Here is a 21,318-nt window from a genome sequence, read left to right as displayed (position 1 = left end):
CAGGCGCTGTTTAACACAGCAACCGGCAGGCTTTGGGCAAAGTAGCTTCAGTGGAAGAACTTGGCTACGCTTTGCAGGGTGCGGTAAATACCCCAGATCAATGGCACGCCTACGGCCACCCACGCCAAAGCCACCAGCACCGGACTCACGGCATGGTCGTTGACCACGCCGCTGGAGCCGACTTCGGAGGCAGCAGCTTTTTCGTGCGCCAGGCGTTTTTCATGGGCCAGCTCTTCCGGCGTCATGAAATGCTTGTCGGCCACCGGCTTGACCAGCAGATTGCAAATCAAACCAATGACCAGCATACCGACCAGGATGTACATGGTCTGGTTGTAAACCTGCTCGCGGGGAATGCCCAAGCCCAGTTGGTATTCGCGCATGTAGTTCACGACCACTGGCCCCAGGATGCCCGCCGTAGCCCAGGCGGTCAGCAGGCGACCATGGATGGCCCCCACCATTTGCGTACCGAACAGGTCGGCCAGATAGGCTGGCACGGTGGCAAAGCCACCGCCGTACATGCTCAGAATGACGCAGAAGGCACCCACGAACAACACGATATTGCCGGCGGCCGCGCTGCCGGGTACGCTGAAATACATCACGCCGCCCAGCACGAAGAACACCACATAGGTCAGCTTGCGGCCCAACTTGTCGGACAGGCTGGCCCAGAAGAAGCGGCCACCGATGTTGAACAAGCTCAGCAGCGCGGTGAAGCCGGCCGCCACGGCAGCAATTGCCGCCAGCTGGGTTTTGTCCAGCTCGCCAAACTTCTGGCTCACGCCAATCAAAGTCCCGCCAAATACCTCTTGCAACATCGGCGACGCCATACCGATCACGCCAATGCCGGCGCTCACGTTCATGCACAGCACCATCCAGACCAGCCAGAACTGGGGAATGCCCCAGACCTTCTTCACGTGCACGTGGCGCTGGGTGATCATGGCGTTGTTGACCTGGGCGGGCGGCGGCGTCCAGCCTGCGGGTTTCCAGCCGGTTTCAGGCACGCGGTAGGTCAGGGCGCCGCCCATCATGAACACGAAATAGACCACGGCCATCACCACGAAGGTCTGGGCCACGCCTACGTTCGTGGGGGTGGCGAAATATTTCATCAGATCAGCGGCCAGTGGCGAACCGATCATGGCGCCACCACCAAAGCCCATGATGGCCATGCCGGTGGCCATGCCACGGCGGTCCGGGAACCACTTGATCAAGGTCGATACCGGCGAGATGTAGCCCAAACCCAGGCCCACGCCACCGATCACGCCCGAGCCCACAATCATGAGCCAGAACTGGTGCAGGTACACCCCAATTGCCGATAGCAGCATGCCGCCACACCAGCAAACGGCCGACACCACGCCCGCCTTGCGCGGACCTACGCGCTCCAGCCAGCCACCCCACAGCGCGGCCGACGAACCCAGCAGCACGAAGAACAAGGTATACATCCAGCCCAGGGTGGAAATCTTCCAGTCACAGTTGGTGGTAAACAGCTCTGCCCAAAAACCCACTTCGGGGCCGCACTTGATGGCCTCCTTGATGCCCAAAGCCTTGGACAAAGGCAGCCAAAACACCGAAAAGCCATAGGCCATGCCGATGCATAGATGGATCGCCAACGCAGCCGGCGGCACCAACCAACGGTTGAAACCGGGGCCCGCAATAATGCGTTCCTTGTCTAAAAATCCTGCCATTCAGTCCTCCATTGCAGAAAAAGCCCGAAGCGGGCCGCAACAGTCTACACAATCAGTTACACAAAGAACGAATAAGGCGGTACAAGAATCATTCCTATCTGAAGGGTTATTCAGGCGCCAGAAACAAAACCGCCCCCAAACGGGGGCGGCAAAATGAGCGGCAAAGCTCAGGTGTTCTTGGAGATCGTAATCGACGGGAACTTGGACGAAAAGTCCTTGTTCTTGCCGGCAATCGACACCGCGACCTGGCGGGCAATGCGCTTGTAAATCGCTGCAATTTCGCCTTCTGGATCAGCAACCACCGTAGGCTTGCCACCGTCTGCCTGTATGCGGATCTGCATGTTCAAGGGCAAGGCCCCCAGGTAGTCCATGCCGTTGTCGGCCGCCATCTTCTTGCCACCATCGGCGCCAAAAATATGCTCCTGGTGGCCGCAGTTGCTGCATACGTGGACAGCCATGTTTTCCACGATGCCCAAAATGGGCACACCGACTTTTTCAAACATCTTGATGCCCTTGCGCGCGTCCAGCAGCGCAATGTCCTGCGGCGTAGTGACGATGACCGCGCCGGTCATGGGCACGCGCTGGCTCAGCGTCAACTGGATGTCGCCAGTGCCAGGGGGCATGTCCACCACCAGGTAATCCAAGTCCTTCCAGTTGGTCTGGCGCAGCAGCTGCTCCAGCGCCTGGGTAGCCATGGGGCCGCGCCAGACCATGGCCTGGTCCTGGTCCACCAGAAAGCCGATCGACATAGCCTGCACGCCGTAATGCTCCATGGGCTCCATGGTCTTGCCATCGGCGCTTTCGGGCTTGCCTGCTATGCCCAGCATCATGGGCAGGCTGGGGCCGTAAATATCGGCATCCAGCAGGCCGACCTTGGCGCCCTCGGCGGCCAGTGCCAGCGCCAGGTTAACCGCCGTGGTGCTCTTGCCCACGCCGCCCTTGCCCGAGGCCACGGCAACGATGTTCTTCACGCCCGGCAGCAGCTGCACACCGCGCTGCACCGCATGTGCGGCGACTTTGGTGGTGACGGTAATGTTGACGCTGCCCACACCGTCCAGACCCTGCACCGCTGCGGCCAGGGCCGCCTGCAAGGCTGCTTCCTGGCTTTTCGCGGGGTAACCCAGCTCCACGCCGAACACCACCGCACCGCCAGTGACGGTCAGATGGCGGATGGCTTTGGTGGAGACGAAATCGGTGCCGGTATTGGGGTCCACCACGGTTTTGATGGCATCCAGCACCTGCTGTTCTGAGAGAGGCATGCATAACTCCTAAGGGGCGCGTAGTCTATTTCAAACCAGCGCGCCCCTGCCCCGTAGGGGCTTACCGCTCTTGCCCGTAGGGGCCTGCCACGCTTATTCGTCGCTGCCGATGCCAAACAAACTCAACAGACTGCTGAACAGGTTGAAGATCGACAGGTACAGACCCACCGTAGCCAGCACATAGTTGGTTTCACCGCCGTTCACGATACGGCTGGTATCCATCAGGATGAAGCCCGCCGACAGCAAAGCCACCATGGCCGACACCGCCAGGCCCAGCGCGGGTACTTCCATGAACACGGCCGCCAAGCCGGCCAGCAGCGCAATCACCATGCCGGCAAACAGGAAGCCGCCCAGGAAACTGAAGTCGCGCCGCGTTGTCACCACCCAGGCCGACAGTGCCAGGAAGGTGACGCCCGTGGCCGCCAGTGCCATCGCCACGACTTCTCCGCCGCCAGGCAAGGCCAACGAGCGTGCCAGCACCGGCCCCAGCGTGTAGCCCATGAAGCCGGTAAAAGCGAACACCGCCGGCAAGGCCCAGCCGCTATTTTGCAACTTGTACACCGCAAACAGCAGGCCGAAACTACCCGCCAGGCTGATCAGCAAACCGGGCGACGGCGCCTGCAGCACCAGGCTGGCCGTGGCAATCACGGCGCTGAACAGCAGTGTCATCGCCAGCAAGGCATAGGTATTGCGCAGCACGCGGTTGACGGGCACGGTCTGTGCCACCGCCGTGGTGACCAGTCCGCGGCCCGGGTGGGTGCGAACGGTTGAGTTGAGGTTTTCCATGGTCTTTCTCCAAAAAAGGAAACAAGCCTCAACCATACGCCGCTCATTACTTCTTAAAAAGCAGATAATTTAGAACAAACTATTCATAAATACCTGAATATGGAACAAAGCTTCAGCTACCGGCACCTGCACTATTTCTGGGTTGTTGCGCACGAGGGCGGCATGTCGCGCGCTGCCGATCGTCTGGGCATGGCGGTGCAAACCATCAGTACCCAGGTACGTGAGCTGGAGCGTTCGCTGGGCGTAACCCTGCTCAAACCCGACGGCCGCGGCCTGGCGCTGACCGAAGCCGGCGTGGCCGCACTGCGCCAGGCCGACTTGATCTTCCAACTGGGCGAGCAGTTACCCGCCACGGTGCGCGATGCCGTCAGCGCGCCGTCCGTGCGGCTGGCCGTGGGCATCTCCGACGGCCTGCCCAAGCTGGTCGCCCGGCGCCTGCTGCAGCCGGTGATGCAGGAGCCGCGCCTGCACCTGATCTGCCATGAAGATGAATTCGAGGACCTGCTGGGCGACCTGGCCCTGCACCGGCTGGACGTGGTGCTGGCCGACCGCGCCGCGCCGCCCAACCCCAACCTCAAGGTCTACAGCCACCGGCTGGGCGCGTCCGACATGGCCTGGTACGCGCCGCCGCATCTGCTGGACGCAGCTACGCAGGACTTCCCCCGCAGCCTGGCCAAAGTACCGGTATTGCTGCCCACCACGCATGCCGCCGTGCGCCCCCGGCTGGACCACTGGTTCGAGCACCTGGGCATCAAGCCGCATATCACCGGGGAATTTGAAGACAGTGCCTTGCTGGCCACCTTCGGAGCCGAAGGCATGGGCGTATTCGCGGCGGCCGAATGGGTCCATGAAGACCTGACCACCCGCTATGGCGTACAGCGCATAGGGGCGTGCCAAGGGGTAGAAGAACAGTTTTACGCCATCGGAACCGAGAAGAAGGTGCAACACCCGCTGGTGCAGCGCCTGCTACCGGCCAAGAAACCCGCCTCTTGAATAAATAAGACCGCCAGCGCAGATAAAACCTGCGCCAACAGCTACACATTCAATAGCACGCAAGGCGCATGCGCCAGCCCCCTAAACCCTAATCAGGCCGCGCCGATGGCACCGGCGATGTCCAGCCTCGTCCGCGCCATGCGGATGCGCGGAGCACGCCACACCGCCGCTGGCCGTGCAATCTGAAAGTCCACCGACGGCTCGGCACTCAGCCGCACGTTGACCGCGTGCGGCGCAGTCCAACTGGCGGGGGCTTGCAGCCACACGTCTTCGCTGCGGCCATCCTGCGTCAACCACAAACGACCGGTGCTGACACGGAGCACCATGCCTGCGGCCAAACGCAGCGCCACCACATCGGGTGTGCGCAGTTCGAAGTGTTCAATTTTGACCATTGCCGTCTCCTGAAGAATCACCCACCACGGCTTGCGGTGGAGTGGCATTCACTGTAATCTTGGCACCTATACAGTACCGGTACAGTTCACCGAATAACTACCGCCACTGGCCTGCTCAAATTACCAATACAGTCCATGCCCACGTCCTCCACCGATCACAGCGCAACCCTGGGAGCGCAGACCACCCTGGTAGACCAACTGGTGCAGTGGGCCGAGCAGCGCATCCAGCAGCACGTGTTTCGCCCCGGCATGCGCATGCCTTCGGTGCGAGAGCTGGCGCAGGAACGGGGGGTGTCGCGTTTTACGGTGGTGGCAGCCTACGAGCGGCTGGTGGCGCGTGGGCACCTGCTGGCACGGCGCGGGGCGGGTTTTTTTGTGCGCGAAGCCGCGCCGCCGCCCAGCACGCGCGCCAGGTCGGCTCCTGCCCGCGCCAAACCGCAGCAGGCCATCAACATGGGTTGGATGGTGCGCAACATGACCAGTGGCATTCCGGCCCACCTGTCGCCAGGCTCGGGCTACCTGCCGCCCGATATGTGCGGTGGCGACCTGCTCAAAATGGGCCTGCGGGCGATGGCCAACCACAGCACCAGCCAGCAGTTGGCGCAGGGGGCTTCGGCCCAGGGCTATGCCCCGCTGCGTACGCAAATCCAGCGTACGCTGGCGGAGCGCGACATCGAAGCCCATCCATCGCAAATACTCACCACCACCGGCGCAGCCCAGGCCATAGACCTGGTATTTCGCATGATGCTACGCCCAGGCGACACTGTGCTGGTGGGCGAACCCGGCTGGTGCAATCCGCTGCTGTGGCTGCAAGGCGTGGAGGTGGTGGGTGTCCCCTATACGCCGCAAGGACTTGACGTGCAGGCCCTCACCACGCTGGTAGAAAAGCACAAACCAAAGTTGATGTTCCTCAACCCCGTGCTGCACAACCCCACCGGCACATTGCTGAGTGCCGCCACGGCCTACCAGATTCTGCGGTTGGCCGAGGCCCACAACATCCTGGTCATCGAAGACGATATTTATTCCGACTTTCTGCCCCAGGGCATGGCCGTGACGCGCTTGGCCAGCCTGGACCAGTTACGCCGCGTGGTGTATGTGAACAGCTTTTCAAAAATGCTTGCGCCCAACATCCGCGTGGGCTATCTGGCCGGCCCGGCTGAACTGGTGGACACCTTGACCACACACAAGCTGTTGACCGCGCTGACCACCCCCGAGATCAATGAGCGCATTGTCTACAAGGCGCTGACCGAGGGCAGCTACCGCAAGCACTGCCAGCGGGTGCACGCAGCTCTGGACAGCTTGCGCGAGCCTGCGTTCAAGCGTATGCAAGACCTGGGACTAAAGGCTTTTTGCCAGCCGCAGGCCGGTTTTCTGGGCTGGTTCGATACCGGGGTGGACACCAACCACCTGGCCGCCTTGGGGCTGGACGCGGGTTACCTACTGCGTCCAGGCGCACTGTTTTCGCTACAGCAAACTCCCAGCCCATGGATGGGCGTCAACATCGCCACCAGCCAGGACCTCGGCATGCTGGCCTGGCTGGAAAAAACCCTGGAACAACTACGCAGCCGTGGACAAAAATAAAGCGAAACCAGCCTGCTGCGCAGATGACATAAGCATGTTCCGCTACACATTCAATAGCATGCAAAGCAAGCACGCCAGCCCGATAAACCCTGATTGACGGCGGCCTGCGTGGCGCCGTCCAATGCAGCCATGTCCTCCACACTCCCCCACACACCTGCGGGTTTATTGCTCACCGGCGGCGGCGCCCGCGCAGCCTACCAGGTGGGCGTGCTGGAGGCCATCGCCGACCTGCGCCTGGCCTGCGGCGCGGGCGACCAGGGCAATCCCTTTCCCATCATCACCGGCACCTCGGCCGGTGCCATCAATGCCGCCGCGCTAGCCTGCGGCGCGGACAACTTCGACAGCATCGTGCGCCAGATGGTGGGCATCTGGAAGAACTTCACAGCCGACCAGGTCTACCGCACCGATGCCATTGGCGTGATGCGCAGCGGCGCGCGCTGGCTGACGCTGCTGTCGGTGGGCTGGATGTTGGCCAAGTGGCGCAAGGTCCACCCGCGCTCGCTGCTGGACAACAGCCCTTTGCACGAACTGCTGAAGCACCTGGTGCCGCTGGAGCGTCTGCCGCGCCTGGTGCGCCAGGGCCATGTGCGGGCACTGGCCGTCACTGCGTCCAGCTACAGCTCGGGCGAGCATCTGACCTTCTTCCAGGGCAGCACCGACCTCAAGCCTTGGGTGCGCTCGCAGCGCCAGGGCGTGCGCGGGCGCCTGCGGCTGAACCACCTGCTGGCCTCCTCGGCGATTCCCTTTGTGTTTCCGGCCACTCCGCTACAGATCCACGGCCATACAGAATACTTTGGCGACGGCTCCATGCGCCAGTCGGCACCGGTGGGTGCGGCCATCCACCTGGGGGCCGAGCGCGTACTGGTCATCGGCGCGGGCCGCATGCACGAACCGCGCGAAGACGCCTCGCTCAAGCCCAATGACAGCTACCCCTCGCTGGCGCAGATCGCCGGCCACGCGCTGGCAAATATCTTCCTGGACGCCCTGGCGGTGGACGTGGAGCGGGTACGGCGCATCAACCATACCCTGTCGCTGATACCCGCCGAGCTACGCCACAACAGCGCCCTGCGCCCGGTGGAGTTGCTGCTGATCGCGCCGTCGCAGCGCATCGACCAGATCGCCGCACGCCATCTGCACGACCTACCCCCCGCCATTCGCACCATGCTGGGCGGCCTGGGCATGCGCTCTCAGCCGGAAGACGCCAAAGGCTCGGCCCTGGCCAGCTATCTGCTGTTCGAATCCAACTTCACCCGCGAGCTGATGGCGCTGGGCTATGCCGACGCGCAGCGCCAGCGCGCCGAAATATGCCGATTCTTCCGCTGGACCGATCCCCTGGCCGACCCCGCAACACCCCGGGTCGAGCGGCGCAAACACGCATTCCGCTGAACCGCCCCGGCCCGCTGGCAACGGCCCCACCCGAAGCGATAGCCCCCGACTAAAATCAAAGGCTGTTCTGAAAGCTAGTCTGTCCATGCCACGCCAACTCTTCGTCACCACCGCCCTACCCTACGCCAACGGCAACTTCCACATCGGCCACATCATGGAATACATCCAGGCCGACATCTGGGTGCGGTTCCAGCGCATGCAGGGCAATGCGGTGAACTTCGTCGGTGCCGACGACACCCATGGCGCGCCCATCATGATCGCCGCCGAAAAAGCCGGCAAGACGCCGCAACAGTTCGTCGCCGACATCGCCGCCGGCCGCAAGCCGTATCTGGACGGCTTCCACATTGCTTTTGACAACTGGCACAGCACCGACGCGCCGGAAAACCACGCCATGGCGCAGCAGATCTACCGCGAGCTGAAGGCCAACGGCCTGATCTCCAGCAAGGTGATCGAGCAGTTCTTCGACCCCGAGAAGAACATGTTCCTGCCGGATCGCTTCATCAAGGGCGAATGCCCCAAGTGCCACGCCAAAGACCAGTACGGTGACAACTGCGAAGTCTGCGGCTCGGTCTACGCGCCCACCGACCTCATCAAGCCGTACTCGGCCCTGTCCGGCGCTACGCCCGAGCTGAAAAGCTCGGAGCATTTGTTCTTCCAGCTGTCCGACCCGCGCTGCGTGGCGTTTCTGGAGCAGTGGACGCAAGACGGCCGCCTGCAGCCCGAGGTAGCCAACAAGGTGAAGGAATGGTTCACCGTGCGCACCAACCCCGACGGCAGCACCAGCGAAGGCCTGGGCGACTGGGACATTAGCCGCGACGCGCCCTACTTCGGCATCGAGATCCCGGACTCGCCCGGCAAGTACTTCTACGTCTGGCTGGACGCACCCGTGGGCTACCTGGCCAGCCTGAAGAACCTGCTGGACAAGCGCGGCGAGAGCTATGACGCCTACATGGCCAACCGCGCGCTGGAGCAGTACCACTTCATCGGCAAGGACATCGTCACCTTCCACACCCTGTTCTGGCCGGCGATGCTGAAGTTCAGCGGCCGCAAGACGCCGGACTCGGTGTTTGTGCACGGCTTCCTTACCGTCAACAACGGCGAGAAGATGAGCAAGAGCCGCGGCACCGGCCTGGACCCGCTGAAGTACCTGGGCCTGGGCATGAACCCCGAATGGCTGCGCTACTACATCGCCGCCAAGCTGAGCGCCCGCAACGAAGACATCGACTTCAACGCCGACGACTTCATGGCCCGCGTGAACAGCGACTTGATTGGCAAGTACGTCAATATTGCATCTCGTGCGGCCGGTTTCCTGAGCAAACGCTTCGGCGGCAAATTGGGCACGATTTCGGCCGATGGCGCAGATTTGATCAGCACCATCAGCTCTCAAAAAGAGAGCATTACCACAATGTATGAGCAGCGCGAATACGCCAAGGCGCTGCGCGAAACCATGCTGCTGACGGACCGCGTGAACTCCTATGTGGACGCCAACAAGCCCTGGGAACTGGCCAAGCAAGAAGGCATGGACACCCGCCTGCAGGACGTGTGCAGCACCTGCATCGAAGCCTTCCGCCTACTGACCATCTACCTGAAGCCCGTGCTGCCCGCGCTGGCCGCACAGGTGGAAGCGTTCCTGAACGTGGCTCCACTCGGCTTTGCCGATGCCGCCACACAGCTGGGCGCAGCCCATGCGATTGGCGACTACAAGCATTTGATGCAGCGCGTGGACATCAAGCAACTTGATGCATTGTTTGAGCCTCCAGCGCAGGCAGAACCTGCGCAAGCAGCTACAGAAACTGTAGTACCTGGTGGCGAGGAGATTGCACCGACCATCACCATCGACGACTTCGCCAAGGTCGATCTGCGCATCGCAAGAATAGTGAACTGCGAGCCGGTGGACGGCTCCACCAAGCTGCTGCGCCTGACCCTAGACGCCGGCGAAGGCCGCATGCGCGATGTATTCAGCGGCATTGCCGCCCATTACACGCCGGACCAGCTGATCGGCAAGCTCACCGTGCTGGTGGCCAACCTGGCGCCGCGCAAGATGAAGTTTGGCATCAGCGAAGGCATGGTGCTGGCCGCCAGCCATGCGGATGAAAAAGCCCAGCCCGGCGTCTACGTGCTGGAGCCCTTCCCCGGAGCGCAACCCGGTATGCGCATCGGCTAAGCATGGCCTCCCCGCTTGCCCGCTTCCGCCCGCGTCTGTGGGACGCGTTGCGCGGCTATAGCGGGGAGCGTTTCGCCAAGGACGTGGGCTCGGGCATCACGGTCGGCATCGTGGCCCTGCCGCTGGCCATGGCGTTTGCGATTGCCAGCGGCCTCACGCCCCAGGCGGGGCTGTGGACGGCCATCATCGCCGGCTTCATCATCTCCGCGCTCGGTGGCACCACGGTGCAGATTGGCGGGCCGGCGGGCGCCTTCATCGTCATCGTCTACGGCATCGTCGAGCGCTACGGCGTGGCCAACCTGCTGATCTCCACCGCCTGCGCGGGCGTGCTGCTGTTCGGCCTGGGCCTGTTCAAGCTGGGCACGCTGGTGCGCTATGTGCCGGTGAGCATCGTCATCGGCTTCACCAATGGCATTGCGGTGCTGATTGCGCTATCGCAGCTGAAGGACTTGCTGGGGCTGGACATTGCCAAGATGCCGGGCGACTTCTTCTCGCAGATCAAAACCATTGCCGCCCACCTGGGCAGCGCCAACCCATATGCCTTCGCGCTGGGCGCACTATGCATCCTGGGGCTGGTGGTCTGGCCGCGCATATTCGTGCAGGGTTCGCCGGTGATACGCCTGCTGGAGGGGCGCACGGTGCGCACCTTCGCCCGCGTGCCAGGGCCCATCATGGCGCTGGTCAGCCTGTCGCTGCTGGCCTGGGGTCTGGACCTGCCGGTAGAGACGCTGGGCAGCCGCTTTGGCCAGATTCCGGGCGGCCTGCCGGCGTTTGCGCTGCCCGACTTCAGCTGGGCCACGGTGCGCCTGCTGGTGACGCCCACCATCACCATCGCTCTGCTGGGCGCCATCGAGTCGCTGCTGTGCGCCCGCGTGGCCGACCAGTTGGCCACCGACCCACACCATGTGAAGCACGACCCCAACCAGGAGCTGATGGCCCAGGGCGTGGCCAATTTCGTGGTGGCTTTCTTTGGCGGCATGCCGGCCACCGGCACGATTGCGCGCACGGTCACCAATATCCGCTCCGGCGCCACATCACCCATCGCGGGCATCGTGCACGCCCTGGTGCTGGCCGTAGTGGTGCTGGTGGCCGCGCCGCTGGCCCTGTACATCCCGCTGGCGGTGCTGGCAGGCATATTGCTGTTCGTGGCCTGGAACATGGGCGAATGGCATGAGTTTGTGCGACTACGCAACTTCAGCAGCCACTACCGCACGCTGTTGCTGGGCACCTTCTTTCTGACCGTGGTGTTCGACCTGACCGTGGCCGTGGAGGTGGGCATGGTGCTGGCCTGCATTCTTTTCATACGCCGCATGAGTTCGCTGTTCCGCGTTGCACCGCTGCCGTCCAAACCGGAGGTGTTGGCATTCAAGCTGTATGGCGCGCTGTTTTTTGGTGCGGTGGCCAAGATCGACCCCATTGTGCGGGCGGTGGAAAAACACCCTACGGGCATGCGGGTGGAGCTGGACGCATCGCAGCTGATCTCGCTGGACGCAACCGGCCTGGACGCGCTGGAGCAGCTGTTCAAGGTGGTGCTGCAGCACGGTGGCCAGCTGCACATCCGCCATGTGAACCCCCAGCCACGCGGGCTGATGGAGCGCTCGGGCTTTGCGGCGCGGCTGAACGGCTTCCAGCCGGCGCCGGCCACTCGGTACTGAGATTGCGTTAACGCCGCTCGGTGTCCGGGTCGGTGACGGACAAGGTGCGCAGCACCCGCATGTCCGGGTCAAACACCACGGTGAACACCATGGACTGGTTGGGCGGCAACAGGTAGCGCCAGTCGTAGTCGGTCTCGTGCTTGAGCACAAAGGGCGTGATCTTCATGGGCTTGCCCAGCATCCGGCGCACCTCTTCCATGGCCATGCCGGGCTGCACCTTGGCGAAGTTTTCCGGCGTCAGCACCTGGCGCAGCGCGGCCATCTTGCCGTCCGGGGCTATGGTGACCATGAAGTTACGGTGGCCGGCGGGTTGGCGGTTGTATTCAAAGATACGGGCGCCACCGGGCGCGTCCCAGATGTTCTCGGGCGTGCCGAACTGGGCGCGCACATCGGCCTCGGTGGCCACACCTTCTTCGAGCTGGTCTATACGCTGCGCATCACAGCCCAGCAGGCCCACCACGGCGGCCCAGATCGTCGCCATCAACGCCATTCGCCAAATCCTTTGCACCACACTCGCCCCCGGTAAAATCACGCCCATCCATGCCCGTTCTGCGGCATGCCAGAGCCAACACTGAGGTTTAGTTTATGCCCTTCTTCCGCCGCGCCGACTACACGTCCGAAACCACGGATTTCATCGAACAGCTGAAAGCCCAAAAGCCCCAGCTGGAGGCCCAGCAACTCGCAGGCCGTGCCCTGCTGTGGGACAAAAAAGTGGACCGCGACGCGCAGGCCGAATTCCGCGCCGGCCGGGTCGAGCAGAAGCCCTACGTCTACCAAACCAATAGCTAAATAGAAAAAAGCTTGCAGCGCAGGTAGTACCTGCGCAAGCAGCTATTTATTCCATAGCAGCAATGGCATCCGCCAAGCCCGCACACGCGGACGCAGAAGCATTGCCCGCAGGCAGTGTCGCCGCCCTGGAAAGCATGCCCGCAGTGGTTGACCAGGTGGCCTTGGCGCGCCTGTACGGCGAGCCGCTGTTTGCCATGCCGTTGGACCTGTACATCCCGCCCGACGCGTTGGAGGTGTTTCTGGAGGCCTTCGAAGGCCCGCTGGACTTGCTGCTGTACCTGATACGCAAGCAGAACTTCAACATCCTCGACATTCCCATGGCGCCGCTGACGCGCCAGTACCTGGCCTATGTGGACGAGATCCGCAGCCGCAACCTGGAGCTTGCAGCCGACTATCTGCTGATGGCGGCCATGCTGATCGAGATCAAGTCGCGCATGCTGCTACCACCCAAGAAGGTGGCCGAGGGTGAAGAGGCCGAAGACCCGCGTGCCGCCCTGGTGCGCCGCCTGCTGGAGTACGAGCAGATCAAACTGGCCGCCGCCCGGCTCAACGCCCTGCCGCAGTTCGGCCGCGACTTCCTGAAGGCCCAGGTCTACATCGAACAGGCTCTGCAGCCCCGCCTGCCCGAGGTCCACATCGCCGATCTGCAAGAGGCCTGGCGCGACATCCTGCGCCGAGCCAAGCTGGTGCAGCACCACAAGATCAGCCGCGAGGAACTGTCGGTGCGCGAGCACATGAGCTTTGTGCTGAAAGTGCTGCAGGGCCGCAAGTTCGTCGAGTTTGAAGAACTGTTCGACCCCGCCAAGGGCATGTCGGTGCTGGTTGTGACCTTCATCGCCCTGCTGGAGCTGGGGAAGGAAACCCTGGTGGAAATCGTCCAGGCCGAGGCCTTTGCGCCGATCTACGTGCGCCTAGCCTACGTATCTGTGTAACACCCCCAGGCTCCAGTGCGTAGCACTTTCCGCCAACCCCCTTGCAGGGGGCAGTACCAGCGGCCTGGCAAAGCCAGTTCCGCGGTACTTCTGGAACGGCGGCTTCGCGAAGCTTGCCTAAAAGGCTTTCAACCCTTGAACTGTTTGCGGTAGCGGCCTGGCAAGTCGGCCACGCGCATCAGCATGGGCAGGTCGGCGGTGTTGAAGTCCGGGTCCCAGGCCGGTGCGCCCAGCACCTTGGCGCCCAAGCGCAAGTAGCCGCGGATCAGAGCCGGTGGCTCGATGTCCAGGCTGCTGTCGAACTGGTGCAAAGGCAGCGGCAAGCGGGGTTGCACATGGTATTCAATCGGTGCCATATGGCTGGCCTGCAGCTGGCGCCAGATGCTGGCTGCCGCGTCGCCGCTGACCAGGCCGTTGTGCAGCATGGGGATGCTGGCACAGCCCACCATGGTGTCGAGCTGGTTGCGCTGCATGAACTCGGCCAAGGCACCCCACAGGGCCAGGATCACGCCACCATGGCGGTGCGCGGGATGCACGCAGCTGCGGCCCAGCTCCACCATGCGGCTGCGCAGGCTGCGCAAGCGCACCAGGTCAAATTCGGTATCGCTGTAGGTGCTGCCCACGCGCTTGGCCTGAACCGGGGTGAGCACGCGGTAGGTGCCAATCACTTCCTGGGTGGCCACATCCCGCACCAGCAGATGCTCGCAAAAGTCATCGAACAGGTCCACATCGTGGCCCGGTACGCGGCTGGACAGGCGTGCGCCCATTTCCACCGCAAAAACCTGGTACCTCAGGCGCTGGGCTTCGCGGACTTCGTCCTGCTGCCGCGCCCAGGAAACCACGAACCCCGCCCCAGGCTGCGCATCCGCACTGCGGCCCGGTGCTTCCAACCGTTCTGAGGGTCGATGAAGTGACCCCCGAAGCAAAGACGCAGGCGTCAACGGCGAGAGTGCAAAGGTGGGGGTAGGCAGTTCTTTCATGGACTTCTCCTGTGTTGGAGAGAGTCTGAAAGAGCGTCATGACAACACCGTGTAGGTTTTATGGCGTCAGCGTGACATTACAACTGATACATCTCGCAGTGGCGCCGAGCAGGCTAAAAACGAAGGGCCGCAACATGGCGGCCCTTGCTTAGCTGTAGAGACTCTCAGCGCAAGGTCGCCGCGATCCGCTCGGCGCAGGCCTGGGCCTGCTGCGCGTCGCGGGCTTCCACCATGACGCGCACCAGGGGTTCGGTGCCGCTGGCGCGTATCAGCACGCGGCCGTTCTTGCCCAGCTCGGCCTCCACCGCCTTGGTGGCAATTGGCAGCTGGGTATTAGCCTTCCAGTCCTGGCCAGGCTGCAGACGTACATTCACCAGGGTTTGTGGGAACAGGGTCAGGTCGGCCAGAAGTTCAGACAGGCTTTGACCGGCGCGCACGCAGGCTTGCAGCACTTGTAGCGCACTGACCAGGCCGTCGCCCGTGGTGTGCTTGTCCAGCGCCAGCAAATGGCCGGAGCCCTCGCCGCCCAGCAACCAGCCACGCTTTTCCAGTTCTTCCAGCACATAGCGGTCGCCCACCTTGGCGCGCACCAATTCCACGCCCTGTTCCTGCAAAGCCAGCTCCACGGCCATATTGGTCATCAAGGTGCCCACCACACCGGGCACGGCATCGCCCGCGCGCTTGCTGGCGGCCTTGCCGCCCCGCGACAGGCGCTCTTTCACCATCAGGTACAGGATCTCGTCGCCGTTGAACAGCCTGCCCTGGCTGTCCACCATTTGCAGACGGTCGGCATCGCCATCCAAGGCCACACCGAAGTGGGCCTGGTGGGCTTTGACGGCCTCTACCAGGGCTTGGGGATGGGTCGCACCCACCTTGTGGTTGATGTTCAGACCATCGGGTGCGCAGCCGATGGCGATAACCTCGGCGCCCAGCTCGTGGAAGACCTTGGGCGCAATGTGGTACGCCGCGCCGTGGGCGGCATCCACCACGATGCGTAAGCCTTTCAGCGTCAGCGCGTTGGAGAAGGTACTTTTGCAGAATTCGATATAACGGCCAGCGGCATCGTCCAGGCGGCGGGTCTTGCCCAGCGAGGCGGAATCGGCCCACACCGGAGGTTTATCCAAGGCCTCTTCGACCGCCATTTCCCAGGCGTCGGGCAGCTTGGTGCCTTCGGCGCTGAAGAACTTGATACCGTTGTCCGGAAAGGGGTTGTGGCTGGCACTAATGACGACACCCAGGCTGGCACGCTGCGCGCGCGTCAAATAAGCCACGCCCGGCGTGGGCAGCGGTCCCAGCAAGACCACGTCGACACCGGCAGAGTTGAAGCCGGACTCCAACGCGGACTCCAGCATATAACCGGAGATACGGGTGTCCTTGCCAATCAGCACGGTGGGACGGGCCTCGGTCTGCTTCAGCACGCGCCCCACGGCATGGGCCAGGCGCAGTACAAAATCAGGGGTGATGGGAGCTTGGCCGACGGTGCCTCGGATGCCGTCGGTGCCGAAATAGGTACGGGTCATTTTTTTCCTGTTCTTATGAAATGCGTGCGATTACATCGCAGTTTTGCTAGTTTTCTAATAGCTGTCTCAACCAGCGCTCGCCGCCCGCCAAACCTTGAGAGCCTGTACCGTCTGGGCCACGTCGTGCACGCGCACGATACGGGCACCACGCTCCACCGCCAGCAAGGCGGCCGCTATGCTGGGCACCAGCCGCTCCTGCGGGGGCAAAGCGCCACCACCAGCTCCCATCAGAGCCAAAGAAGATTTGCGAGACCAACCCACCAAGAGCGGATACCCCAAGGCCAGCAGTTCAGACTGGCGCGCCAGCAAGGCAAAGTTCTGCTCCACGGTTTTGCCAAAGCCAACACCAGGGTCGAGTGTAATACGAGCCTTTTCAACCCCCAGCGCAGACAAACCCTGCGCTGAGCGCTTCAAAAACAATAGCACCTGCTGCACCACATCGCCTTGCATGGGTGCGGCCTGCATGGTCAGAGGTTCACGGTGCATATGCATCAGGCAGATCCCGCATGACGGATGGCTGGCCACGATGTCAGGGCCTCGGTACTGCGGCGCGGCGGGGTCCGTCCAACGCAGCGCCCAGATATCGTTGACGATGTCCGCTCCGGCATCCAACGCGGCCTGCATGACCTGCGGCTTGTAGGTATCTACCGAAATAGGCACGCCCAAGGTGGCTGCCGCACGCAACACGGGCAGCAGGCGTGCCAACTCCTGCTCTACCGGCACCGGCTGGGCGCCAGGGCGGGTGGACTCCGCGCCCAGGTCCAGAATCTGGGCCCCGTCGCGCAGCAACTGCTCACAATGCGCCAAGGCAGCCGAGGTGACTGCATGCTGGCCACCGTCTGAAAACGAGTCAGGGGTGAGGTTGACGATGCCCATGACCTGGGGCTGATCCAAATTAACCTGAAAGCGGGAGGTTTGCCAATACATGAGCGCTCAATACCGAGAAGGACTACTTCAAAAACAGAAAAGGGCCCTTAGAGGGCCCTTTTCAACCGGCGCAGCGCTCAGGCTGCGGTAGGTGCTGGGTCAGTAGTGACAGCAGGTGCTCCGCCGCTGCCACCATTGCTGCCGCCACCCGTTGGTGTGCGCGGCGTCCAGTCCTTGGGAGGACGCGGCTCACGGCCGGCCATGATGTCATCAATCTGGTCGATATCGATGGTTTCCCATTCCAGCAAGGCCTTGGCCATGGCGTGCATTTTGTCGGCGTTGTCTTCGATCAGCTTGCGCGCCAAGGAGTATTGCTGATCGATGATGCGGCGGACTTCGCTGTCCACCTTTTGCATCGTCTGTTCGCTCATATTGGTGGTCTTGGTCACCGAGCGGCCCAGAAACACTTCGCCTTCGTTTTCGGCGTACACCATCGGACCCAGTGCATCGGTCATGCCGTAACGGGTCACCATATCGCGGGCGATGGAGGTGGCACGCTCGAAATCGTTGCTGGCACCGGTGGTCATCTGGTTCATGAACACTTCTTCGGCAATACGACCACCGAACAACATGCTGATCTGGCTCAGCATGTATTCGCTGTCGTAGCTGTAGCGGTCTTGGGCCGGCAAGCTCATGGTCACACCAAGCGCGCGGCCACGGGGGATGACGGTAACTTTGTGCACTGGGTCGCACTTGGGCAGCAGCTTGCCGATCAGGGCGTGGCCAGACTCGTGGTAGGCCGTGTTGCGGCGCTCTTCCTCGGGCATGACCATGCTCTTGCGTTCCGGGCCCATCAGGATCTTGTCCTTCGCCTTCTCGAAGTCCTGCATTTCCACTACACGGGCATTGCGGCGAGCAGCCATCAGCGCAGCTTCATTGCACAGGTTGGCGAGGTCCGCACCCGACATGCCGGGCGTGCCGCGAGCGATGATGCTGGCATTCACGTCCTGGCTAACCGGTACCTTGCGCATGTGCACATGCAGGATCTGCTCACGACCACGGATGTCCGGCAGGGTTACGTAGACCTGGCGGTCGAAGCGGCCTGGGCGCAGCAAGGCCGCATCCAGAATGTCAGGGCGGTTGGTAGCAGCCACTACGATCACGCCGAGGTTGGTTTCAAAACCGTCCATCTCGACCAGCATCTGGTTCAAGGTTTGTTCACGTTCGTCGTTACCGCCGCCCAAGCCGGCGCCACGTTGGCGGCCAACTGCGTCGATTTCATCAATGAAGATGATGCAGGGTGCATTCTTTTTTGCGTTCTCGAACATGTCGCGAACACGGGCTGCGCCCACGCCGACGAACATTTCGACGAAATCAGAACCGGAAATCGAGAAGAAAGGCACCTTGGCTTCACCAGCAATGCCCTTGGCCAACAGCGTCTTACCAGTACCGGGAGGGCCTACCAGCAGCAACCCACGCGGAATACGGCCACCCAGTTTTTGAAATTTTTGCGGGTCTTTCAGGAAGTCCACGACTTCCTTGACCTCTTCCTTGGCCTCGTCGCAACCCGCCACATCGGCAAAGGTCACAACGTTGTTGTTTTCGTCCAGCATGCGGGCCTTACTCTTGCCGAAGCTGAACGCACCACCCTTGCCGCCACCTTGCATCTGGCGCATGAAGTACACCCAGACGCCAATCAACAGCAACATGGGGCCCCAGCTGACCAGTAGCGTGGTGAGCAAGGAACCTTCTTCGCGGGGCTTGACGTCGAATTTGACATTGTTGGCGATCAGATCGCCCACCAAGCCACGGTCCAGATAAGTGGCATTGGTGCGGATACGGCGGTCATCATTGGTGATGGCCACAATCTCGGTACCGCCCTGGCCTTCCTGTATGGTTGCTGTCTTGATGTGCTTGTTACGCACTTCGTCCAGAAACTCGGAATAGCCAAGATAGCCAGACCCCACGCTAGCGCGGGTGTCGAACTGTTTGAAAACCGTGAATAGCACCATCGCAATGACGAGCCAGACGGCAATTTTGGAAAACCACGGATTTTTCAAGCAAGGCTCCGGTAGAAAGACTTCAACGTAAGTGCGTACTATTTTAGGCGTTTCAAGGCCACGCACCGTATATCTTGACTATGGCAGCCATAGGCGTAACAAGGGTTTAACGGCACAACTACGCAATCCACCGTACTGTTACGAAACTGTTACGAAACTACTGTTGGGCTTTGGCCACTGATTTCAAGCCCAAACCCACCAAGAACGTCTCCGTGGACTTGTCACGCGAAGCTTTGGGTTTCATGGGTTTCACCGTATGGAAAGACTGTTTGAACAGCTTCACCAGCGGGTCGTAAGCGCCTCCATGGAACAACTTCACCACCAAAGCCCCCTGGGGTTTCAAATGGCTTTGGCAGAAATCCACGGCCAACTCTACTAAGCCCTCTACCCGCGCCGCATCCGCCGAATGGATGCCCGACAGATTCGGCGCCATATCGGACACCACCACGTCCGCCAGACGGCCACCCAGCTCCTGGGCCAGCTTGTCCAGCATGCCCTGCTCGCAGAAATCGCCCTGGAAAAACACCACGCCCTCGATAGGCTCCATGGGTAGCAGGTCGATGGCAATGATGCTGCCATTGAGCTCCCCCACCGCAGCACCACCACCCACCGCCGTCTTGGGCGACAGCTTGCGGCGCACATACTGGCTCCAGGCACCCGGACTGGACCCCAGATCGACCACCACATGCCCCGGCTTGATCAACTGGAAGGTCTCGTCAATTTCCTTCAATTTGTAGGCCGCACGGGCCCGGTAGCCTTCTCTTTTGGCCAATATCACGTAGGGGTCATTGACGTGATCATTCAACCAAGCCTTGTTGACTTTTTTACTTTGTGTTTTAACTTTCATCTTGGCCTTGATAATACGGAAATGTCTCAAATACAACTTACCCCTGCCCAGCGCAAGGTTCATCGCGCTGAAGCCCACCATTTAAACCCGGTGGTGATGGTTGGCAGCGACGGCTTGACCCCCGCTGTCATCAAAGAAGTCAACCTGGCGCTGAACGCCCACGGCCTGATCAAGGTGCGTATTTTCTCGGACGACCGTGTCGCCCGCGAAACCATGTACCAAACTCTGGCGGATGAACTCGGCGCAGCCCCCATCCAGCACATCGGCAAGCTGCTGATACTCTGGCGCCCGCAGCCGGAAATCACCAAGGAACGCAAGATCGACGAAGACCGCATGCCCGGCCCGCGCGATTTCAAGGTGCTGAAACATAGCACGCGCGGTGGCCAGCGTCCTGAAGTAAAAACTTTGCGGGTTCTGGGCAACCAGCGTCTGACGGCTGGCGGTACGGTGAAACGCGCCAAGCCGAAGCCAAAAACCAGCCTCAAAAAGCGCAGCCAGACCTGATCTAGGTCCGCGGGGCCGACACCTTCCAGAGTGTCGCGCCCGCTGCCAGCCACTGCAGCAGATACAAGCCTGTACCCAGGCTATGCCAAAGCTTCAAGTTCTCCCGCGCCACGATGTGCGGGGATACGGCAAACTCCACCAGTACCGCGGCAAGCAGCCCAAAAGCTATAAAAATAGTAGCTACTGGCGCATGCTTTACCTGCGCCAGAGCCTCATTTGACCTGGAAATCAACAGAAGCAACAAGGTACAGGCCATCGACAGCCAGGTTTGCGCCGTAAACAGCTTGGCTGCCGTACTGCCGGCCAGGGCCGGGGTCGGCAGCACCATGAACAGCAGCGGCACCACCATGAAACCCAGCGTGGTCAGGCTGCCCCACCACAGGGCCGCCAAACCGATGGGCAAACGCTGGCGCATGGCTTAGATGTAGCTGACCGCCATCACTTCATAGCGCTTGATACCGCCAGGCGCATTCACCTCGGCGGTATCGCCGACTTCCTTGCCGATCAGGGCGCGGGCAATCGGGCTGGACACGTTGATGCGGCCCAGCTTCAGGTCGGCCTCGTCTTCGCCGACGATCTGGTATTGCACGGCCTGGCCGGAATCTTCGTCTTCCAGATCGACCGTGGCGCCGAACACGACGCGGCCACCGGCATCCAGTGCTGCGGGATCAATGATCTGGGCGGCGGACAACTTGCCTTCCACTTCCTGGATACGACCTTCGATAAAGCCCTGGCGGTCCTTCGCGGCTTCGTATTCGGCGTTTTCGCTCAAGTCGCCCTGGGCCCGTGCCTCGGAGATGGCCGCGATCACCGATGGCCGCTCCACGGTCTTGAGCTTGTGCAGCTCGGCTTTCAGCGTCTCAGCGCCGCGCTTGGTAATAGGGATAGTAGACATAGAAAAATCCGGGTTCTGTTTTAAGCCAC

General features: G+C 61.9%; 20 protein-coding genes. 8 read left to right on the top strand and 12 right to left on the bottom strand.

Annotation, left to right across the window (positions count from 1 at the left end; translation table 11 throughout):
* Positions 1-47 precede the first annotated feature (47 nt).
* From AC07VY_RS01040 to AC07VY_RS01030, 3 genes are all read right to left on the bottom strand, one after another.
* Entirely contained in the window at positions 48-1,679 is a 1,632-nt protein-coding gene (locus tag AC07VY_RS01040) for an OFA family MFS transporter (protein WP_495077290.1), read from the bottom strand.
* A 167-nt stretch (positions 1,680-1,846) separates the two neighbouring features.
* On the bottom strand, positions 1,847-2,938 hold the full coding sequence (gene apbC / locus AC07VY_RS01035; protein WP_495095924.1) for an iron-sulfur cluster carrier protein ApbC: 1,092 nt from the start codon (positions 2,936-2,938) through the stop codon (positions 1,847-1,849).
* A gap of 93 nt (positions 2,939-3,031) precedes the next feature.
* Positions 3,032-3,724 (bottom strand): Bax inhibitor-1/YccA family protein, encoded by a 693-nt coding sequence (locus AC07VY_RS01030; protein ID WP_495095925.1) that lies wholly within the window; start codon positions 3,722-3,724, stop codon positions 3,032-3,034.
* A gap of 99 nt (positions 3,725-3,823) precedes the next feature.
* Between AC07VY_RS01030 and AC07VY_RS01025 the strand changes: the two genes are divergently transcribed.
* A complete protein-coding gene (locus AC07VY_RS01025) occupies positions 3,824-4,717 on the top strand; it encodes a LysR family transcriptional regulator (protein WP_495095926.1) in 894 nt (297 codons plus the stop codon).
* 92 nt (positions 4,718-4,809) lie between these two features.
* On the opposite strand, the gene AC07VY_RS01020 is transcribed toward AC07VY_RS01025, so the two are convergent.
* Positions 4,810-5,109, bottom strand: a complete 300-nt coding sequence (locus tag AC07VY_RS01020; RefSeq protein WP_495095927.1) for a DUF2917 domain-containing protein — start codon at positions 5,107-5,109, stop codon at positions 4,810-4,812.
* 111 nt (positions 5,110-5,220) lie between these two features.
* On the opposite strand from AC07VY_RS01020, the gene AC07VY_RS01015 reads away from it, so the two are divergent.
* The 4 genes from AC07VY_RS01015 (at position 5,221) to AC07VY_RS01000 (ending at position 11,895) form a co-directional block, all read left to right on the top strand.
* On the top strand, positions 5,221-6,690 hold the full coding sequence (locus tag AC07VY_RS01015; RefSeq protein ID WP_495096102.1) for an aminotransferase-like domain-containing protein: 1,470 nt from the start codon (positions 5,221-5,223) through the stop codon (positions 6,688-6,690).
* Positions 6,691-6,819: 129 nt separating this feature from the next.
* Positions 6,820-8,076 (top strand): patatin-like phospholipase family protein, encoded by a 1,257-nt coding sequence (locus AC07VY_RS01010; RefSeq protein WP_495077284.1) that lies wholly within the window; start codon positions 6,820-6,822, stop codon positions 8,074-8,076.
* Between the two features lie 85 nt (positions 8,077-8,161).
* A complete protein-coding gene (gene metG, locus AC07VY_RS01005; RefSeq protein ID WP_495095928.1) occupies positions 8,162-10,240 on the top strand; it encodes a methionine--tRNA ligase in 2,079 nt (692 codons plus the stop codon).
* Positions 10,241-10,242: 2 nt separating this feature from the next.
* Positions 10,243-11,895, top strand: a complete 1,653-nt coding sequence (locus tag AC07VY_RS01000; RefSeq protein WP_495095929.1) for a SulP family inorganic anion transporter — start codon at positions 10,243-10,245, stop codon at positions 11,893-11,895.
* A gap of 7 nt (positions 11,896-11,902) precedes the next feature.
* Here AC07VY_RS01000 and bamE read toward each other — a convergent pair whose 3' ends face one another.
* Complete coding sequence (gene bamE / locus AC07VY_RS00995) at positions 11,903-12,385, bottom strand: outer membrane protein assembly factor BamE domain-containing protein (RefSeq protein ID WP_495111275.1); 483 nt, start codon at positions 12,383-12,385, stop codon at positions 11,903-11,905.
* Positions 12,386-12,480: 95 nt separating this feature from the next.
* Between bamE and AC07VY_RS00990 the strand changes: the two genes are divergently transcribed.
* A complete protein-coding gene (locus AC07VY_RS00990) occupies positions 12,481-12,684 on the top strand; it encodes a DUF3460 family protein (RefSeq protein ID WP_495077280.1) in 204 nt (67 codons plus the stop codon).
* A gap of 62 nt (positions 12,685-12,746) precedes the next feature.
* Positions 12,747-13,616 carry a segregation and condensation protein A gene (locus AC07VY_RS00985; protein ID WP_495095931.1) on the top strand — a complete coding sequence of 290 codons (870 nt, stop codon included), beginning with the start codon at positions 12,747-12,749 and terminating at the stop codon, positions 13,614-13,616.
* Positions 13,617-13,744: 128 nt separating this feature from the next.
* Here the strand turns inward: AC07VY_RS00985 and AC07VY_RS00980 are convergent, their stop codons facing one another.
* From AC07VY_RS00980 to AC07VY_RS00960, 5 genes are all read right to left on the bottom strand, one after another.
* Positions 13,745-14,596 carry a GNAT family N-acetyltransferase gene (locus AC07VY_RS00980; RefSeq protein WP_495095932.1) on the bottom strand — a complete coding sequence of 284 codons (852 nt, stop codon included), beginning with the start codon at positions 14,594-14,596 and terminating at the stop codon, positions 13,745-13,747.
* 164 nt (positions 14,597-14,760) lie between these two features.
* The gene (glmM, locus tag AC07VY_RS00975) at positions 14,761-16,116 is read right to left on the bottom strand and encodes a phosphoglucosamine mutase (RefSeq protein ID WP_495095933.1); all 1,356 of its coding nucleotides are present in this window, start codon (positions 16,114-16,116) and stop codon (positions 14,761-14,763) included.
* 66 nt (positions 16,117-16,182) lie between these two features.
* Positions 16,183-17,043 (bottom strand): dihydropteroate synthase, encoded by an 861-nt coding sequence (folP, locus tag AC07VY_RS00970; RefSeq protein ID WP_495095934.1) that lies wholly within the window; start codon positions 17,041-17,043, stop codon positions 16,183-16,185.
* 77 nt (positions 17,044-17,120) lie between these two features.
* Positions 17,121-19,043, bottom strand: a complete 1,923-nt coding sequence (gene ftsH, locus AC07VY_RS00965) for an ATP-dependent zinc metalloprotease FtsH (RefSeq protein ID WP_495077275.1) — start codon at positions 19,041-19,043, stop codon at positions 17,121-17,123.
* A 157-nt stretch (positions 19,044-19,200) separates the two neighbouring features.
* The gene (locus AC07VY_RS00960) at positions 19,201-19,890 is read right to left on the bottom strand and encodes an RlmE family RNA methyltransferase (protein WP_495077274.1); all 690 of its coding nucleotides are present in this window, start codon (positions 19,888-19,890) and stop codon (positions 19,201-19,203) included.
* Positions 19,891-19,911: 21 nt separating this feature from the next.
* On the opposite strand from AC07VY_RS00960, the gene AC07VY_RS00955 reads away from it, so the two are divergent.
* The gene (locus AC07VY_RS00955) at positions 19,912-20,394 is read left to right on the top strand and encodes a YhbY family RNA-binding protein (RefSeq protein ID WP_490592661.1); all 483 of its coding nucleotides are present in this window, start codon (positions 19,912-19,914) and stop codon (positions 20,392-20,394) included.
* Position 20,395: 1 nt separating this feature from the next.
* Here the strand turns inward: AC07VY_RS00955 and AC07VY_RS00950 are convergent, their stop codons facing one another.
* The gene (locus AC07VY_RS00950; RefSeq protein WP_495095935.1) at positions 20,396-20,809 is read right to left on the bottom strand and encodes a DUF4149 domain-containing protein; all 414 of its coding nucleotides are present in this window, start codon (positions 20,807-20,809) and stop codon (positions 20,396-20,398) included.
* A gap of 3 nt (positions 20,810-20,812) precedes the next feature.
* Positions 20,813-21,289, bottom strand: a complete 477-nt coding sequence (greA, locus tag AC07VY_RS00945; protein ID WP_495077271.1) for a transcription elongation factor GreA — start codon at positions 21,287-21,289, stop codon at positions 20,813-20,815.
* Between the last annotated feature and the right edge of the window lie 29 nt (positions 21,290-21,318).

The sequence above is a fragment of the Rhodoferax sp. GW821-FHT02C08 genome (genome assembly GCF_059421805.1).
This window is presented reverse-complemented; position numbering and strand designations above follow the sequence as displayed.

Coding starts and splice junctions, on each gene's coding strand:
- AC07VY_RS01040 (WP_495077290.1), bottom strand. CDS start 1,679: ATGGCAGGATTTTTAGACAAGGAACGCATTATTGCGGGCCCCGGTTTC.
- apbC (WP_495095924.1), bottom strand. CDS start 2,938: ATGCCTCTCTCAGAACAGCAGGTGCTGGATGCCATCAAAACCGTGGTG.
- AC07VY_RS01030 (WP_495095925.1), bottom strand. CDS start 3,724: ATGGAAAACCTCAACTCAACCGTTCGCACCCACCCGGGCCGCGGACTG.
- AC07VY_RS01025 (WP_495095926.1), top strand. CDS start 3,824: ATGGAACAAAGCTTCAGCTACCGGCACCTGCACTATTTCTGGGTTGTT.
- AC07VY_RS01020 (WP_495095927.1), bottom strand. CDS start 5,109: ATGGTCAAAATTGAACACTTCGAACTGCGCACACCCGATGTGGTGGCG.
- AC07VY_RS01010 (WP_495077284.1), top strand. CDS start 6,820: ATGTCCTCCACACTCCCCCACACACCTGCGGGTTTATTGCTCACCGGC.
- metG (WP_495095928.1), top strand. CDS start 8,162: ATGCCACGCCAACTCTTCGTCACCACCGCCCTACCCTACGCCAACGGC.
- AC07VY_RS01000 (WP_495095929.1), top strand. CDS start 10,243: ATGGCCTCCCCGCTTGCCCGCTTCCGCCCGCGTCTGTGGGACGCGTTG.
- bamE (WP_495111275.1), bottom strand. CDS start 12,385: ATGGCGTTGATGGCGACGATCTGGGCCGCCGTGGTGGGCCTGCTGGGC.
- AC07VY_RS00990 (WP_495077280.1), top strand. CDS start 12,481: ATGCCCTTCTTCCGCCGCGCCGACTACACGTCCGAAACCACGGATTTC.
- AC07VY_RS00985 (WP_495095931.1), top strand. CDS start 12,747: ATGGCATCCGCCAAGCCCGCACACGCGGACGCAGAAGCATTGCCCGCA.
- AC07VY_RS00980 (WP_495095932.1), bottom strand. CDS start 14,596: ATGAAAGAACTGCCTACCCCCACCTTTGCACTCTCGCCGTTGACGCCT.
- glmM (WP_495095933.1), bottom strand. CDS start 16,116: ATGACCCGTACCTATTTCGGCACCGACGGCATCCGAGGCACCGTCGGC.
- folP (WP_495095934.1), bottom strand. CDS start 17,043: ATGTATTGGCAAACCTCCCGCTTTCAGGTTAATTTGGATCAGCCCCAG.
- AC07VY_RS00960 (WP_495077274.1), bottom strand. CDS start 19,890: ATGAAAGTTAAAACACAAAGTAAAAAAGTCAACAAGGCTTGGTTGAAT.
- AC07VY_RS00955 (WP_490592661.1), top strand. CDS start 19,912: ATGTCTCAAATACAACTTACCCCTGCCCAGCGCAAGGTTCATCGCGCT.
- AC07VY_RS00950 (WP_495095935.1), bottom strand. CDS start 20,809: ATGCGCCAGCGTTTGCCCATCGGTTTGGCGGCCCTGTGGTGGGGCAGC.
- greA (WP_495077271.1), bottom strand. CDS start 21,289: ATGTCTACTATCCCTATTACCAAGCGCGGCGCTGAGACGCTGAAAGCC.